The sequence below is a fragment of the Actinomadura verrucosospora genome, from assembly GCF_039540335.1.
Classification (GTDB): Bacteria; Actinomycetota; Actinomycetes; order Streptosporangiales; family Streptosporangiaceae; genus Spirillospora; species Spirillospora verrucosospora.
Genome location: NZ_BAABEV010000037.1, coordinates 1 through 15,933, shown reverse-complemented (window position 1 = coordinate 15,933; position 15,933 = coordinate 1). Strand labels below are relative to the sequence as shown.

Genomic DNA, 15,933 nt, shown 5'->3' with positions numbered 1-15,933 from the left:
ATGTCAACCACCGTCTCGGCGGCCGTGTTGGCCGTGCCCGGCGGCCGGCCCGTCGGCGGGCCCGGGTACTGCTGCGGGGTCCTCGGGCCGGGGGTCTGCGGACCCGGCCGCATCCCCGGCCGGCCCTGCGGCATCGGCCCCTGCGGGCGCGGTCCCTGGGGCGGTCCCTGGGGCGGCGGGCCCGGCGGGTACCCCTGGGGGCCGCCCTGTGCCGGGTAGCCCCGTCCCGGGGGTCCCGGAGTATTCGGCGGAGGGTATCCCGGGCCCTGGGAACCCGGCGCCGGGGAGCCCGGCCCCTGCTGCCCCTGCCCTTGGCGATCCCATTCCGGTCGACCCGTCACCGGCTGCCTCCGCTTTCCGGCGGCGCCTCGCTCTGATGGCCCGCACTCCGACGCCCACGAAGAGTACGGCAAGTCCGCCGCCCGTGATGAGCAGGGCGAGCCGCCCGTACCCGGTCGTGGTGACCGTGATGGTCTCGCCGTCACCGTACGTCCGGCCGCCCGCGCCGGGAATCTGCAGATTGAGGCGAACGCCGAAGTTGCCGTTGCCGGCCGCCTGCGCGGGGATCCACCGCTGGGCACGCTCCCCGGGCCCGAGCTCGATCACCGCGTCGTTCGGTTCCAGCTCGCCCAGCTTGAGCTTGGCGGTGTTCTCCGAGGTCACGACGAGCCGGACCCGCACCGACTGGTCGGGCAGCGTGTTCTCGACCAGGACGGGAAGCTTGCCCGAACTGCCCCCCATCAGGACGCGCCTGTTCTTCGGGGGGACGACGCGGACCAGGTCCATGTCGCCGCGGAGCTCGTCCTCCAGCGCCTTGCGGGCCCGCTTGGCGCGTCCCGGCGACGTCCGCCAGCCGACCGACTCCAGCCGCAGCACGGCGCGCTCGTAAGAGATTTTCACCGGGCCGGTCATCACGGCCTTGAACGTCGCCGCGCGCTTCGCGATCGCCCGGGTCTGGTCGAGGTGGACGTCGCCGAGCTCGAACTTCTCGTAGCTGTCGGAGTATCCGTGGAAGACGCGGTTCTGCGGCTGGGCCGCCTCGATCGTGCGCAGCGGCATCTCGCGCATCCAGGACGCGGCCTTGGTGTAGGTGAGCAGGTTCTTGGCGAGCCCGTCGGCGGGGTCCCACAGCCGGTCGGGGGCGACGACGACGGTGCGCTGGACGCTCGGCGCCTCCGCCGCGACCATCGCGGTCTCGGCGAGGAACCGCTGCTCGCTCATCAGCGCCCGGGAGGCGGACCGCGCCCCCTCGTTCAGGATCTGGGTGATCGTCTGGTCGTAGAGGAGGGCCTTCTTGGCGCCCAGGTGCGTCTGGAGCGCGGTGGTCGCGTTCGGCTGCGCGCCCGTCACGGGGTTCTCGAACTGCGAGCTGCTCATCAGGAAGGACCCGCCGTCCTTCAGGGCGTACTTGGCGAGCTGTTCGAGCGTGCCGGGCCCGCCGACGCCGGACGCCGGCCAGGCGACGTGGGCGTCGGGCTGGCGTCCGAGGATCTGCGCCACGAAGGCGGTGTTGCGCGCGTCGAAGGCGACGCCGATGTCCCCGGTCGTCTTGCGCCGGACCAGCGCGGTGACGTCGGGGTCGGCGTAGGGCAGGACGAAGTACGGGTCGCCCTTCGAGGCGTTCTTCAGCGACGTCAGCCACGTCGCGGCGACCTTGCTCTTCTCCTTGCGGACGGCCTTCGCCGCCCCGGGCGGCTTGACGAAGTAGTCGCCCGACGCCATCTGCCGGACGTCGTCCAGCAGCGCCGGGTCGATCGCCCAGGTGACCGGCGTTCCGGTGGTGGAGGCCGCCTCCACGATCCGGTGGAGCCGGCCGCCGGGCGCCAGCTCCTTGGCGAGATCGTCGTCGATGAACGTGCGGTCGTTGGCGCGGTGCATCCGGTCGATCAGCGGCAGCACCCAGCCGACCGCCACCGGCTTGAAGCTCCGCTGCTTCGGCATCATCGTCAGGAAGGTCGTCAGGCCGCCGACGACCTGCTGCGCGGAGTTCAGCACCTCGACGCGCATCGGATAGACGCCGGGGGTGCCGGTGGGGGCGCGCAGGCCCAGCTGCTGGGCGGTGGTCCGGAAGCTCCAGCCCTGGGTCACGCCGGGCCTGGTCGCCTGCGCGAGCGACTGCTGCTGCGGGGCGACGTTGGGCAGCGCGGTCTGCTGCCCGGACGCGAGCTGGTCGAGCTGGCTCCGGCTGGTCACGGGCTGGGCGCTGTAGCGCAGCCGCAGGGTGAGGCCGGCCAGCGCGCGGCCGCTGCGGTTCCGCGCCGCCCCGGAGATCTCGATCCTGGAGTTCGCGGCGAGGGTCTTCGGGGTGACCTTGGTGAGCGCGAGCGCCACCTGCGCGCGCGCATGTGCCGCCGCCGGGGCGCCGGCGGGGGCCCTCGCCGGGGTCCGTGCCGGGGACGCCATGGCCGGGGAGGCCGCCATCGCGAGACAGGGCAGCATCGCGGCCAGCGCCAACGCGCGTCCGACCGCTGTCACGCCGTGTCCGCCCTCACGCCGTGCCCGTCCAGAGCCCGTCCGGCGGCGCGAGGACAGGCCGAGGACGGCGGGCGTCGTTTTCCCGCACCACGGCCCCGATGTTAGTCCGTCGGTGTTCATGGCGTTGCCGGGTGCCACTCGCCGGCGGGGCCGCGGCGGGCGGGAGGCTCAGGTCGTCACGTGGTCGCGTCCGGGGGCGGACGCGGCGCTGAGCGGGGCCAGCAGGTCGACGGGCTTCGGGCGGCAGAGGGAGTACAGGACGCTGGCCTTGATGCCGAGCGCCGTGGACGCCTCGCCGGTCGCCGTGTAGACGACGCCGTGGGCGTGGAGCCCGTCCACGAGTTCGCGGTCGATCAGCAGGGGCATCGACTCCGGCAGGAGCAGCGGGCAGACCAGGCCCGCCGCGTACTCGGTGACGGCGTTGACCACGTCCGCGTGCGCGGGCCGGACGGCGCGGGCGCCCACGGCCGACCGCACGGCCTCGGTGGACGGCCGCCGGCCCGCCGGGACGATCGCCCCGGCCAGGAAGGGACGGCCGCGGTGGGCGCCCTCGCAGGAGTAGACGCGCGTCACCAGGCACCGCTCCGGCGGCAGGCCCAGCGCCCTGGGCAGCTCGTCGGCCCGGGTCATCGCGAGGGGCAGCCGCACGATCTCGTGCGCCGTCTCCCAGCCGAGAAGCGCGCGGTGGATGGTGAGAGCGTCCTTCATGTTCGGCTCCATCCCGCGGGGCATGCCCCGCTCACCCCCGGATCCGGTTTCCCTGCGGCCCCGTGCGTCGCACACCCTGCGGGGGGAGACCCCCACATACCCGGAACGGCAGGTCTCATCCCTGCCGCGCCGCACGGCGAACCCCTCGCGACGCGCCTCAACCGCACGTGCGGCGGACCGTGGCCCTTTTGGATCCCGCTACCGTTGTCGTACGGGAGGCTCACCGGGTCGCGCGGAGCGTCGTCGGGTGCCCGAAACGTAACCCGGGGATCGGGGCGTGTGAAGGGCCCCGTCCTTCTTCGGCCCCGAAAAGACTCCCGCGCGGACCCCGGCGCTCGCCAGAAAGTCCTTTGTCAGCCCGTCAACCAAGGAAATACGCTCGATGGCCGTGCCTGACCAGAACGTGACCCCAGAGTCCTCGCGGCGCACCGCGATCGCCGAGCTGCTGCGCGGGATCGCGCCCGTCGCCGACGAGCTCGGCGCCCGGTTCGCGGCGGCCGGTCACGAGCTGGCGCTGGTCGGCGGGCCCGTCCGGGACGCGCTGCTGCGCCGTCCGACCAAGGACGTGGACCTGACCACCGACGCCCCGCCCGAGCGCACCCTGGAGATCATCCGCGGCTGGGCGGACGCGCACTGGACGATCGGCATCGAGTTCGGCACGGTCGGCCTGCGCAAGGACGGCGTCGAGCTGGAGATCACCACCTACCGCAGCGAGTCCTACGACCCGAAGTCCCGCAAGCCGGAGGTGTCCTACGGGACGTCCCTGGTCGAGGACCTGCGCCGCCGCGACTTCGCCGTCAACGCGATGGCGGCGCGGCTGCCCGGGCACGAGTTCGTCGACCCGTTCGGCGGCCTCACCGACCTGCAGCGCAAGGTGCTGCGGACGCCCGGCCGGCCGGAGGACTCCTTCAGCGACGACCCGCTGCGGATGATGCGCGCCGCCCGGTTCGCCTCCCAGCTCGGCTTCACCGTCGCGCCCGACGTCGTCCGCGCGATGAAGGACATGGCGGGCCGCATCGAGATCGTGTCGGCCGAACGGGTCCGCGACGAGCTGTCCAAGCTGCTCTGCGGCCTGTACCCGCGGGAGGGCCTGGCGCTGCTGGTCGACACCGGCCTCGCCGCGCACGTCCTGCCCGAGCTGCCCAAGCTGCGGCTGGAGATCGACGAGCACCACCGGCATAAGGACGTCTACGAGCACTCGCTGATCGTGCTGGAGCAGGCGATCGCGCAGGAGGAGGACGGCCCCGACCTCGTGCTGCGGCTCGCGGCACTGCTGCACGACGTCGGCAAGCCCAAGACCCGGCGCTTCGAGGCCGGCGGCCGGGTCTCCTTCCACCACCACGAGGTCGTCGGCGCGAAGATGGCCCGCAAGCGGCTGACCGCGCTGCGCTACCCGAAGGACGTCATCTCCGACGTGTCCCGCCTCGTGGAGCTGCACCTGCGGTTCCACGGCTACGGCACCGGCGAGTGGACGGACTCGGCCGTCCGCCGCTACGTCCGCGACGCCGGGCCGCTCCTCACCCGCCTGCACAAGCTGACCCGCGCCGACTGCACCACCCGCAACAAGCGCAAGGCCGACCGGCTGCGCCGCACCTACGACGACCTGGAGGTGCGGATCGAGCGGCTGGCTGAGGAGGAGGAACTGGCCGCGATCCGCCCGGAGCTCGACGGCAACGAGATCCAGGAGATCCTCGGCATCGCCCCCGGCCCCCTCGTCGGGCGCGCCTACAAGTTCCTCCTCGAACTCCGCCTGGACCGCGGCATGATCGGCAAGGAGGCCGCGGCCGAGGAACTGCGCCGCTGGGCCGCCGCCGAGGGCGTCGGCGCCCCCGCGGACGAGGGGAAGGGCGAGTGATCCCGCTGCAGCTGGGGCGGATGAGCCCCCGCGAGACCGAGCGGATGCTGGAGTTCGACCGCGAGCACATCTGGCACCCCTACGCGCCGATGCCCGCGGCGGCGCCCGCGCTGCCGGTCGTGTCGGCGGACGGGGTGCGGCTGACCCTCGCCGACGGCACCGAGCTGATCGACGGCATGTCCTCGTGGTGGGCGGCCGTGCACGGCTACAACCACCCGAAGCTGAACGCGGCCGTCACCGGGCAGCTCGGCAAGATGGCGCACGTGATGTTCGGCGGGCTCACGCACCCGCCCGCCGTCCGGCTCGCCGAGCGGCTCGTCGAGCTCACTCCGGAGCCGCTGACCAAGGTGTTCTTCGCCGACTCCGGGTCCGTCGCGGTCGAGGTCGCGATCAAGATGGCGCTGCAGTTCTGGCGCTCGCAGGGGCGTCCGGAACGGCGCCGGCTCCTCACCGTCCGGGGCGGCTACCACGGCGACACGTTCGGCGACATGGCCGTCTGCGACCCGGTGAACGGGATGCACCACCTGTTCGCCGACGTCCTCGCCCAGCACGTCTTCGCGCCCCCGCCCCCGCTCGGCTACACCGCCGAACCCGACGAGACGTACCTGGACGGGCTGGCGGAACTGGCCGCCGAGCACGCGGGCGAGCTCGCCGCGATCATCGTGGAGCCGATCGTGCAGGGCGCCGGAGGGATGCGCTTCTACGCGCCCGAGTACCTGCGCGCCCTCCGCGACATCGCCGACGAGCACGGCCTCCTGCTGGTCCTGGACGAGATCGCCACCGGGTTCGGCCGGACGGGCGAGCTGTGGGGCTGCGACCACGCCGAGGTCGTCCCCGACATCATGTGCCTCGGCAAGGCCCTGACCGGCGGCTACATGACGATGGCCGCGACCCTGTGCACCGACCGCGTCGCCCACGGCATCACCTCGGGCGAGGCGGGCGTCCTCATGCACGGGCCCACCTACATGGCCAACCCGCTGGCCGCCGCGGTCGCGTCCGCGTCCATCGACCTGCTGCTCTCGCGCGACTGGCGGGACGAGGTCGACGCCATCGAGGCGGTCCTGACCAGCGAGCTCGACGGCGCCGCGGAGTTCCCCGGGGTGGCGGACGTCCGCGTCCTCGGCGCGATCGGCGTCGTGGAGGCGCGCGAGCCGGTGGACGTCCCGGCCGTCCAGGAGATCGCCATGGCGCACGGCGTCTGGCTGCGGCCCTTCGGGAAGCTCGTCTACACGATGCCGCCGTACGTGTGCACGGAAGACGAGGTGCACCACATCGCCGCCGCCATGCACGCCGTGGCGGAGTCGCTCTAACGCAGGGCGTGCGCGGGCCGGCGCATGCGGGAGGCGGCCGTCCGGTAGGCGACGGCGCCCGCCGCGTAGGCCACGACCACCGCGAGGAGGGTGAGGTCGGCGCGCCCGTCCGCCGGCAGCCACGTCGCGGCAGCGGCGGCGGCAGCGGCGAACGTCGCGTTGAACAGCATGTCGTAGACGGCGAAGACCCGCCCCCGGTACTCGTCGTCGATCGACTCCTGCAGCGTCGTGTCGACGCACAGCTTCACGCCCTGTGACACGACGCCGAGCAGGAAGGCGCCGACCGCCCAGGGGCGCTCCGCGAACGGCATGCCGAAGACGAGCAGGCTCAGCGCCGCCCCGCCGAGCTGCCACGCCACCCACGCCTGCTTGCTGATCCGCCGCACCACCGGCGGCGTGATCAGCGCCGCCGCGAAGTACCCGGCCCCGGACACCCCCAGCATCAGCGCGAACGTCTCCAGCCCCCGGTCGGGGTCGCCGGCGAACCGGTTCCGGCACAGCAGCAGAGTCATGATCAGCACGACGCCGTACAGGAACCGGTGAAACGAGATCGCGCCGAGCGCCAGCGCCGCCTGCGGCCGCCGCGCGATATGCCGCCCCCCGTCCACGAGCCCGCCCAGGACCCCCCGGACCACCTCGACGGCCCGGGGCGCCTCCGCCGCGGCAGGCTCCCCCGGCGCGGCCTCCGCCGACCGGTGGGGGCCGAGCAGCCCCTTCGGCAGCGTCGTCGCGATCAGCCCGGCCAGCAGGAACAACCCCGCCGCCGCCACGAGGATCAGCGCCGTCCCGTCGTGCCCGCCGCCGAACACCCGCCGGAGCCCGTAACCGAGGCCCGCGCCCGCGAACGCGATGACCGTCCCGGAGGTCACGCTGAACGCGTTCGCCGTGACCAGCTGGTCGCGACGCACCACGTGCGGGAGCGCCGCCGACAGCGCCGCGAGGAAGAAGCGGTTCACGCCCAGCACCACGAGCACGCCGAGGAAGAAGCCGAGCCCGTCCTGCCCGCCCGCCACGAGCCCGGCGACGAGCAGCACGAGCAACGCGCGCAGCACCGGCGTCCACACGAGGATCTGCCGCCGCCGCCACCGATCGATGAACACCCCGGCGAACGGCCCGAGCGCCGAGTAGGGCAGCAGCGTCACCGCGAACGCCGCCGCCGCCTTGGCCGCCGTCGTCTGCCGCTCGGGCGAGAAGAACACGTATCCGGCGAGCGCCACCTGGAACAGGCCGTCCGTCAACTGCGAGGCGAGCCGCGTCCCGTAGAGCCGCCGAAAATCCCGCCCGCGCAGAACCCCCCGCAACTCCCCAGCTCGCATCAGATCAGAGTATGTCGTGCTTATTGCGTTTCTCTCCTCCTTCGGGCCTTGGCGGCCCTCCATCGTCGAGCACAGCGGGCGATCGCTGGCATCGCTCCGACTCGCCCAGAGGCTCGCTGCGCGATCAGGTTCTCGCAAGCTCGAAACCTGCCTTCGGACGCGATCGCAACCATCTGGGTCGTCGCGTGGTTGCAGTGACGGCTGAGGTCAGCGGTCTGCCCTCCATGGTTGAGCACTGCGGGCGCCCCCCCGGCATCGTTCCGACTCGTCCAGCGAGCCTCAGAGGCGGGACGACGTGGACCGTCAGGGACGCGGACACATCAGCTGTCGGCCGCAGGGGCGCGGGGACCTGAGCCACCGCGGCAACCCCGCAACAGGCTGAGAGGCCGCGATCGCGTCCGAAGGCAGATTCGAGCGGAGCGAGAATCTGATCGCGCAGCGAGCCGCCAGGCGAGACGGAGCGATGCCAGCGATCGCCGCGTAGTTGTGGGGGTGGGGCGCTCTAGCGCCCCACCCCCACAACTACGCAATAAAAACGCGCGTCAGGTCGTAGCCGGCTGTTGTGGGGAGGAAGTAGGCGCCGTGGACCCGGGAGGAGCGGTAGGTGGTCTGGGCGCGGTCCAGGAGGGGGACGATCGCGGCGTCCTCCATGATCTTCTGGTCGGCCTGCTGCCAGTAGCCGGCGGCGCGCTGGGTGTCGGGGGCGGTGAGGGCGGCGTCGATGAGGGCGTTGACCTGCGGGTTGTCGTAGCCGCCGTAGTTGGTGGAGCCCGGGCCGTAGGCGCGGCCGTCGAAGAGGGGCTGGATGATCGAGCGGCCGTTGTTGCCGTACCAGTCGGGGACCCAGCCGGGGGCGGCGATGTCCCAGCTGCCCTCGCGGGCGCGGGCCGGGGTGGACAGGGTGCTGGAGTAGAAGGAGCCGCCCGAGTCGGGGGTCAGCTCGGTCTCGACTCCGCAGGCGTCGAGGTTCTGGGCGAGGGACTGGGCGATCAGCTTGTGGACGCTGTTCGTCCGGTAGGGGAACTTCAGCGTGAGGCCGGTGCGGCCCGCCTTGCTGAGGAGCTCGCGGCATTTGGCGGGATCGCCGGACTCGCCGGGCGTGGGGTAGTGGTTGACGGCCGCGTAGCCGGAGTTGCCCGGCGGGATCACCGTGTGCAGCGGCCTCGCCACCGACGGCCCGCCGACGATCTTGATGAGGGCGCTGCGGTCGACGGCGTACTCCAGCGCCTGCCGGACCGCGGGGTCGCCGAGCGCGCCGCGGTTGCGGGGGCTGCGCGTGTTGAAGACCAGGTACGGGCTGTTGTTCGGGGTCTCCCTGATCGCGAAGCGCGGGTCGTCGCGCAGCCGCGGGATCGCCGACGTCGGGACGGGCTGGTCCCACGCGAGGTCGGCGGTGCCCTGCTCGATCTGCTGCTGGACGGTCTCCGGCGAGTCCTGCCCCAGCGTGATCTGGATCTTCGCGACGTGCCGCTCGCGCAGCGGGTCGGAACCCGCCTGCCATGCCGGGTTGTGGGTGAGCAGATAGGAGATGCCCGGCTTGTAGTCGGTGATCTGGTACGGGCCGTCGGAGACGGTGTGCTGCCGGAAGTCGGCGCCGTCCGGGACGTACCGGTCGTACTCCTGCGGCGCGGCCGCGGTGACCGGCAGCGACAGCAGGTTGAGGAAGTCGCTGGCGGGACGCTTCAGCTTGAACACCAGCGTCCGGTCGTCCTTGGCGCGGATGCCCTCGAACCCGTGGTCGCGCTGGTAGGCGGCGATCGCCCGCGCGTCCTTGGCGTTCACGGAGCCGAAGCCGCGGCAGAACGCGTCCATGCCCTTGAGCGTGGAGACGAAGTAGCCCTTGGCGGCGGACGGCGAGGCCGGGTTGCACAGCCGTTCGAAGCCGCGGACGAAGTCCTGGGCGGTGACGGGGCGCGGGGGGGTGGTGTTCCACCGGACGCCGTCGCGCAGCCGGACCGTGTAGGTGCGGCGGTCCTTGCCGACGTCGCCGTTCTCGCGCGTCGGGATCCGTTCGGCGACGTCGGGCCGCACGGGGACCGTCTCCTGGAAGTCGTTGGACGCCCGGTTCCCGAACAGCGTCCGGGCGAACGTGCGGACGAGCCCGTACGCGCCGACGCTGGCCACGGACGCGGGGTCGAGGTGCTCGACGTCGGAGGACCCGACGACGCGCAGCGTGCCGCCCTGGCGGGACGCGCCCTCCGCGGTCGCGCCGTCACCTCCTCCGGCGCATCCGGCGAGCCCCACCACGAGACCCGCCACCCCCGCCGTCACCTTGATCATTTCGCGTGCCGCCACGGTGTCACCTCACTGACTCAGAGCCTGGCGCGCTAGTCACCGGCGGTGTCACAGTAGGGCCAGAGCGTGACAAAGAGCCGGTACATCACCGTTTCTCTACAGAAGTAAGGACGCCCTGACAGTGGGATGTCCACTGTCAGGGCGTCCTCAGGGCGCTCTGTGATCAGGCTCTCAGCGCTCGATCTCGCCGCGGATGAACTTCTCCACCGCGTCGTGCGCCTGGTCGTCGTTGTACTGCTCCGGCGGCGACTTCATGAAGTAGGAGCTGGCCGACAGGATCGGGCCGCCGATGCCGCGGTCCTTGGCGATCTTGGCGGCGCGGACGGCGTCGATGATGACGCCGGCGGAGTTCGGGGAGTCCCAGACCTCCAGCTTGTACTCCAGGTTGAGGGGCGTGTCGCCGAAGGAGCGGCCCTCCAGGCGGACGTAGGCCCACTTGCGGTCGTCCAGCCACGGCACGTGGTCGGACGGGCCGATGTGCACGTCCGCCTTCGCCATCTCGTGCGGGATCTGCGAGGTGACCGACTGCGTCTTGGAGATCTTCTTGGACTGGAGCCGCTTGCGCTCCAGCATGTTCATGAAGTCCATGTTGCCGCCGAAGTTGAGCTGGTACGTGCGCAGCAGCTCGACGCCGCGGTCCTCGAAGAGGCGGGCCATGACGCGGTGCGTGATGGTGGCGCCGACCTGCGACTTGATGTCGTCGCCGACGATCGGCACGCCCGCGTCGGTGAACTTCTGCGCCCACTCGGGGTCGCTGGCGATGAACACGGGGAGCGCGTTCACGAACGCGACCTTGGCGTCGATCGCGCACTGGGCGTAGAAGCGGTCGGCCTCCTCGGAGCCCACCGGCAGGTACGACACCAGGACGTCCACCTCGGCGTCCTTCAGCGCCTGCACGACGTCGACCGGCTCGGCGTCGGACTCCTCGACCATGTCCAGGTAGTACTCGCCCAGGCCGTCGAAAGTGTGCCCGCGCTGCACGGTCACCCCGGTGGGCGGCACGTCGGCGAACTTGATCGTGTTGTTCTCGCTGGCGTGGATGGCCTCGGAGAGGTCCATCCCCACCTTCTTGGCGTCCACGTCGAACGCCGCCACGAACTCGACGTCGCCCACGTGGTACTCGCCGAACTGGACGTGCATCAGGCCGGGAACTCGCGTGTCAGGGGCCGCGTCCTTGTAGAACTCGACGCCCTGGACGAGCGAAGAGGCGCAGTTGCCCACACCGACGATGGCTACGCGCACGGAACCCATCCGGTCGCTCCTTCTCTGTTGCGGAACATGTGGTGGAGACTCACCCGTCCCCGAAGGCACTGGGTCACCGCTCAGCGGCCCTCGTCCCGAGGCATGTCCTGGTCAATTCGCTTAGCTGACTGTGCTTGCTGTTCCTGCTCGGCCCGCTCGCGCCCGATGAGCTCGTTGAGCCACCGGACCTCGCGCTCGACGGACTCCAGCCCGTGGTTCTGCAGTTCCAGGGTGTAGGAGTCGACTCGTTCGCGGGTTCGCGCCAGGGCGGCGCGAACGCTCTCCAGGCGCTCCTCCAGCCGGCTGCGCCGGCCTTCGAGGATCCGCAGCCGGACGTCGGCACGGGTGTGCGAGAAGAAGGCGAAGTGCACGCCGAACCCCTCGTCCTCCCACGAAGCCGGGCCGGCCTCGGTGAGGAGCAACTGCAGGCGCTCCTTGCCGTCGGCGGTGAGCTTGTAAACGATCTTCGATCGGCGGCTCTGCAGCGCCAGCGGCGCGTTCGGCTCCTCCGGCCGGTCCTCCATGATCAGCCCGTTGGCCAGGAGCTGCTTGAGGCACGGGTAGAGCGAGCCGTACGAGAACGCGCGGAACATGCCCAGCAGGGTGTTGAGCCGCTTGCGCAGCTCGTATCCGTGCATCGGGGACTCGTGCAGCAGCCCGAGCACGGCGAGCTCCAGCACGCCCGCGCCCTTCTTGGCCGCCATCCCGGTCCCTCTTCCGCAGAAGCCGATGTCTCGATCCGATGTATCGAGTGAATGTATCGACTCGATACATCGACAAGATACGTAGCCCGGCTCGTCCTGGCAAGTGGCGATCTACCTGGGACGCCCCGGATGGCCCCACCGGCCCGTATCGCGAATGTGGCGATTTCAGGGTGTATGTGGTGGAAATGTGTCAAAGTTGCGTCCTGGAACCACCTGGCCGCGTCGCACGACCTCGATCCCGGGACCGCCCGGAACGGTGAGCACGTGAGGAGGAGCACCGACCCCTCGGGGCGCGGACCGGCCGGGGCGTCCTTCGCCGAGCACACGCTCCCCCCGCTCACCAGCCCGCACAGTACTCTTCGGACGGCGCACGAGCCGCAACAAGGGCCGGGAGCCACCCGGCCCTCGGCAACAACCGTTGTCCCCTGTTGATGAGGTCGCGTGAGTAATCCAAGCCAGCCCCGACCGGAACCTGGGTCGCAGAGGCCGGGCGGGCACCAGAATCCCCGTCCCGGTGACTCCGGCGATCCCGGCTTTCCGAGCGCCCACGGTGAGCCCGCCGGAACGAACCCCGCGGGCTCCTCTGGCATGCCCCAGAACCCCGCCCCGCCGGGACCGGCGGGAGGGCCCGGTCACATGGGCGCTCCTGGCGCGAGCCCGGGTCCGCTGGGCGGCCCGTCGAGCCCCGTCCCTCCGCCCACCGGCCGCCACGCCGCTCCCAGCGCGCCAGGCGGACCGGTCGCCCCGGACGGACGCAACGCTCCGGGAAACGCGGTCGTGCCGACCGGCCAAGGCGGGCCGGGCGGGCCGGGCGGGCCGCCTGGCCAAGGCGGCTTCGGCGGCAACGGTGGGTTCGGTCCTAACGCGGGCCTTGGCGGGCCGCCGCCCGGTCCCGGTGGGTTCGGCGGTCCCGGTGGGTTCGGCGGACCTGGTGGATTCCAGCCGCCAGGCGCCCCCGGCATGCAGGGCGGTCCCGGAATGGGAGGCGGACGTCCTGGGATGGGCGGACCCCCCGGCGGCCAGGCGGCTCCGGGAATGGGGGCGCCGGGAGGTCCCGGCTTCCCGAACGCGCCCGGCATGGGGCCCGGTGCGGGGGGAATGGGGCCGCCCGCGGTGTTCGGGACGCCGGGGATGCCCGGCGCGGCCCCGAAGCCGGGCTTGCGCGAGAAACTCGGTGAGCTCGGGAAGGCCGGGCAGGGCGTCGGCGCGAAGGTGACCGCGAAGTTCCGCGGCGGCGGCGTCCGCGCGGCCAACCGCACGGGCGGCCCTGCCGGCCCGGGTGGTCCCCTCGGCCCTGGAGGACCCGGCGGCCCCGGCGGTCCGGGTGGTCCCGGCGGGCCAGGACGGCATGGGCCGCCCGGCAAGAAGGGGTTCCTCGGCCACCTGCGCTCCCGCGAGACCGGCTGGCGGCGCTTCATCCCGTCCTGGAAGGTCGTGGGCGGTGTCTGCGGCCTCGGCCTGGCGGCGTTCGTCACGCTGATCTGGGTCGCCTACGCCAACACCCCGACTCCCAAGGAGCCGACGGTCGCGGGCGTCGAGGACCAGGCGTCGATCTTCTACTACACCGACAACACCGAGATCGGCCGGATCGGCAAGAAGCGGCAGAGCGTCGAGTTGGCCAAGGTCCCGCCGAACGTCCAGAACGCCGTGCTGGCGGCCGAGAACCGCAGCTTCCGCACCGACCCCGGGTTCTCGGTCAAGGGGACGACGCGGGCGGTGTGGAAGAACCTGACCGGCGGGTCGGGCGGCGGCTCCACGATCACCCAGCAGCTCGCGAAGAACTACTACTCCGACCCGAACAACCGGACGGTCAGCCGCAAGTTCCAGGAGCTGTTCATCTCGCTGAAGCTGGAGGACGAGCACTCCAAGGACGAGATCCTCAAGCTCTACCTGAACACGATCTACTTCGGCCGCGACACCTACGGCATCCAGGCCGCGTCCCGCGAGTACTTCGGGACGGACGTGTGGAAGCTGCGCCCCGACCAGGCGGCCCTGCTCGGCGGCATCATCCAGAACCCCAACCGGGACCCGGGCGACAAGGCCAGCCAGGCATGGGTGACCGGCAGGTACCAGTACACGCTCAACGGCATGGTCTCGATGGGCAAGCTCAGCCGGGCCGACGCCGACAAGTACATCAAGCAGGGCCCGCCCAAGCTCCGTAAGGCGGGCACCAGCAACCAGCTCTACGGCGGCCAGCGCGGCTACATGCTGATGCGCGCCAAGCTGGAGCTCGACCGGCAGGGCATCGACACCAAGGAGCTGACCACCCAGGGCCTTCGGGTCTACACGACGTTCGACCGCAAGAAGATGGCGATGGCCAAGCGGGCCGCCGAGCAGACCGTCCCGCAGGTGGACCCGAAGAAGCTCGCCAAGAAGAAGATCCGGGTCGGCCTGGTGTCGGTGAACACCGCGAACGGCGAGGTCGTCGCGTTCTACGGCGGTCCCGACTACCTGGCCCAGTCCTTCGACAACGTGTGGCAGGGCTCGGCGCAGGCCGGGTCGGCGATGAAGCCGTACGTGCTCGCGACGGCGCTGAAGCAGAACTACAGCCTGAAGAGCCTCGTCGAGGGCCGGTCGAAGACGCCGATCGGTCCGGACGGCAGCGTGGTGTCCAAGGACGACCCGAACGCCGTGATCGTCCCGAACAGCCACAACGTGGGCCCGGCGATCAACCTGATCACCGCGACGAAGGACTCGGTCAACACCGCGTTCATCCAGCTGATGGGCAAGGTCGGCATCGAGGAGGCGATCAAGACCGAGACCGACGCCGGCATCGCGTCCGACCTCCTCGAACCGCACAAGTGCTGCCTGAACCTCGCGCTGGGCGTCAACAACATCCGGCCCATCGAGCAGGCGGCGGGGTACGCGGTGTTCGCCAACGGCGGCACGTACCACCAGCCGCACGTGATCCGCGTGGTCAAGAAGTCGGACGGCAAGACGGTGCGGCTGCGCCCGGACTACGAGAAGCGCCGCGTCTTCAGCCCGAAGGTCGCCGCGGACGCGACGTACGCGATGCAGCAGGTCATCAGGAGCGGGACCGCGACAGCGGCCGCGCTGCCGGACGGGCGCCAGGCCGCGGGCAAGACCGGTACGACCGACCGGAACGTCTCGTCGTGGTTCGTCGGGTACGTCCCGCAGGTCTCGACCGCGGTGACGATCTACAACGACGCGGTCGGCCCGGACGGCAAGAAGAAGTCGGTGATCCTGCCGCAGATCGGCGAGGTCGAGGGCGGCACGATCCCCGCCCGCATCTGGCGGTCCTACATGGCGAACGCGGTCCGCGGCATGGACGCGCAGGCGTTCCCGCCGCCCGCATGGGGCGGGATCGAGCAGAAGTGGGCGAAGCCGCCGGAGAAGAAGAAAAAGGACGACGAGGGCAAGCCGCCGTGGTGCAACACCCCGGTGGGCAAGTTCGACCCGCGCTGCCAGGACGACGGCGGCGACGGCGGCGACGGCAAGCAGCCGTGCCAGTCCCCCTTCCAGAACGGCAACTGCGACCCGAACAAGCCGCCGAGCAACCCGCCGCCGCGGTGGTGGTGCCAGATGCACCAGGGCGACCCCGCCTGCCGCAACCGGAGAGGCGGGCGGGCCGCCCAGACCGAGAGCCTGCGGCCCCTGCTGCTGGCCAGGCCGCCCGAATGAACCGGCCGGCCTTCGCGAACCGAACCGTCCACTGGATATGGGGGTGTGACATGGAGCATCCTGGCGATTCGCCGCACGTCGGCGCCTTTGAGCGCATGCGCCCGCCCCTTCCGACGAAGGTGAGCCTTGCCTCAGCGGCCACCTCCGCGCCGGGGGCACAGTACGCTCGGACGACGCAAAGCCGTCCCCCAGTTGATGAGGCCGCGTGAGTAACCCAAGCCGATACGGACCGGATTTCGGAGAGGGCTCTGGCCGGAGGGGCTCCCCCCGTCCCGGCTCTTCCGGTATGCCCTCGGGCGGGCAGCGCGGCGCGCCGGGCGGTCCGCCGGGCGGCTCGCCCCCGCCGGGCAGGACGCCGCGCCCCGGCGGCAGGCCGGGCGGGCCCT

General features: G+C 71.6%; 9 protein-coding genes. 3 read left to right on the top strand and 6 right to left on the bottom strand.

The annotated features are described in order from the left end of the window. Positions 1–3 precede the first annotated feature (3 nt). On the bottom strand, positions 4–2,475 hold the full coding sequence (locus ABD944_RS30970) for a DUF6049 family protein (protein WP_345182796.1): 2,472 nt from the start codon (positions 2,473–2,475) through the stop codon (positions 4–6). Between the two features lie 168 nt (positions 2,476–2,643). Next, positions 2,644–3,183, bottom strand: a complete 540-nt coding sequence (locus ABD944_RS30965; RefSeq protein ID WP_345182794.1) for an aminoacyl-tRNA deacylase — start codon at positions 3,181–3,183, stop codon at positions 2,644–2,646. A 382-nt stretch (positions 3,184–3,565) separates the two neighbouring features. On the opposite strand from ABD944_RS30965, the gene ABD944_RS30960 reads away from it, so the two are divergent. Then, positions 3,566–5,038 carry a CCA tRNA nucleotidyltransferase gene (locus ABD944_RS30960; RefSeq protein WP_345182793.1) on the top strand — a complete coding sequence of 491 codons (1,473 nt, stop codon included), beginning with the start codon at positions 3,566–3,568 and terminating at the stop codon, positions 5,036–5,038. Continuing rightward, a complete protein-coding gene (locus tag ABD944_RS30955; protein WP_345182792.1) occupies positions 5,035–6,348 on the top strand; it encodes an adenosylmethionine--8-amino-7-oxononanoate transaminase in 1,314 nt (437 codons plus the stop codon). The genes ABD944_RS30960 and ABD944_RS30955 overlap by 4 nt, the downstream gene beginning before the upstream one ends. Here the strand turns inward: ABD944_RS30955 and ABD944_RS30950 are convergent. From ABD944_RS30950 to ABD944_RS30935, 4 genes are all read right to left on the bottom strand, one after another. Further along, positions 6,345–7,664: an MFS transporter gene (locus tag ABD944_RS30950; RefSeq protein WP_345182790.1), complete on the bottom strand. Its 1,320-nt coding sequence runs from the start codon at positions 7,662–7,664 to the stop codon at positions 6,345–6,347. The genes ABD944_RS30955 and ABD944_RS30950 overlap by 4 nt on opposite strands. A 522-nt stretch (positions 7,665–8,186) precedes the next feature. Next, positions 8,187–9,959 carry an ABC transporter substrate-binding protein gene (locus ABD944_RS30945; RefSeq protein ID WP_345182789.1) on the bottom strand — a complete coding sequence of 591 codons (1,773 nt, stop codon included), beginning with the start codon at positions 9,957–9,959 and terminating at the stop codon, positions 8,187–8,189. A gap of 171 nt (positions 9,960–10,130) precedes the next feature. Further along, positions 10,131–11,210, bottom strand: a complete 1,080-nt coding sequence (locus ABD944_RS30940) for an inositol-3-phosphate synthase (RefSeq protein WP_345182788.1) — start codon at positions 11,208–11,210, stop codon at positions 10,131–10,133. 71 nt (positions 11,211–11,281) lie between these two features. Then, positions 11,282–11,905, bottom strand: coding sequence for a PadR family transcriptional regulator (locus ABD944_RS30935; RefSeq protein ID WP_179831420.1), 624 nt, complete (start codon positions 11,903–11,905; stop codon positions 11,282–11,284). A 1,158-nt stretch (positions 11,906–13,063) separates the two neighbouring features. Between ABD944_RS30935 and ABD944_RS30930 the strand changes: the two genes are divergently transcribed. Further along, entirely contained in the window at positions 13,064–15,547 is a 2,484-nt protein-coding gene (locus ABD944_RS30930; RefSeq protein WP_345182787.1) for a transglycosylase domain-containing protein, read from the top strand. Positions 15,548–15,933: the final 386 nt, after the last annotated feature.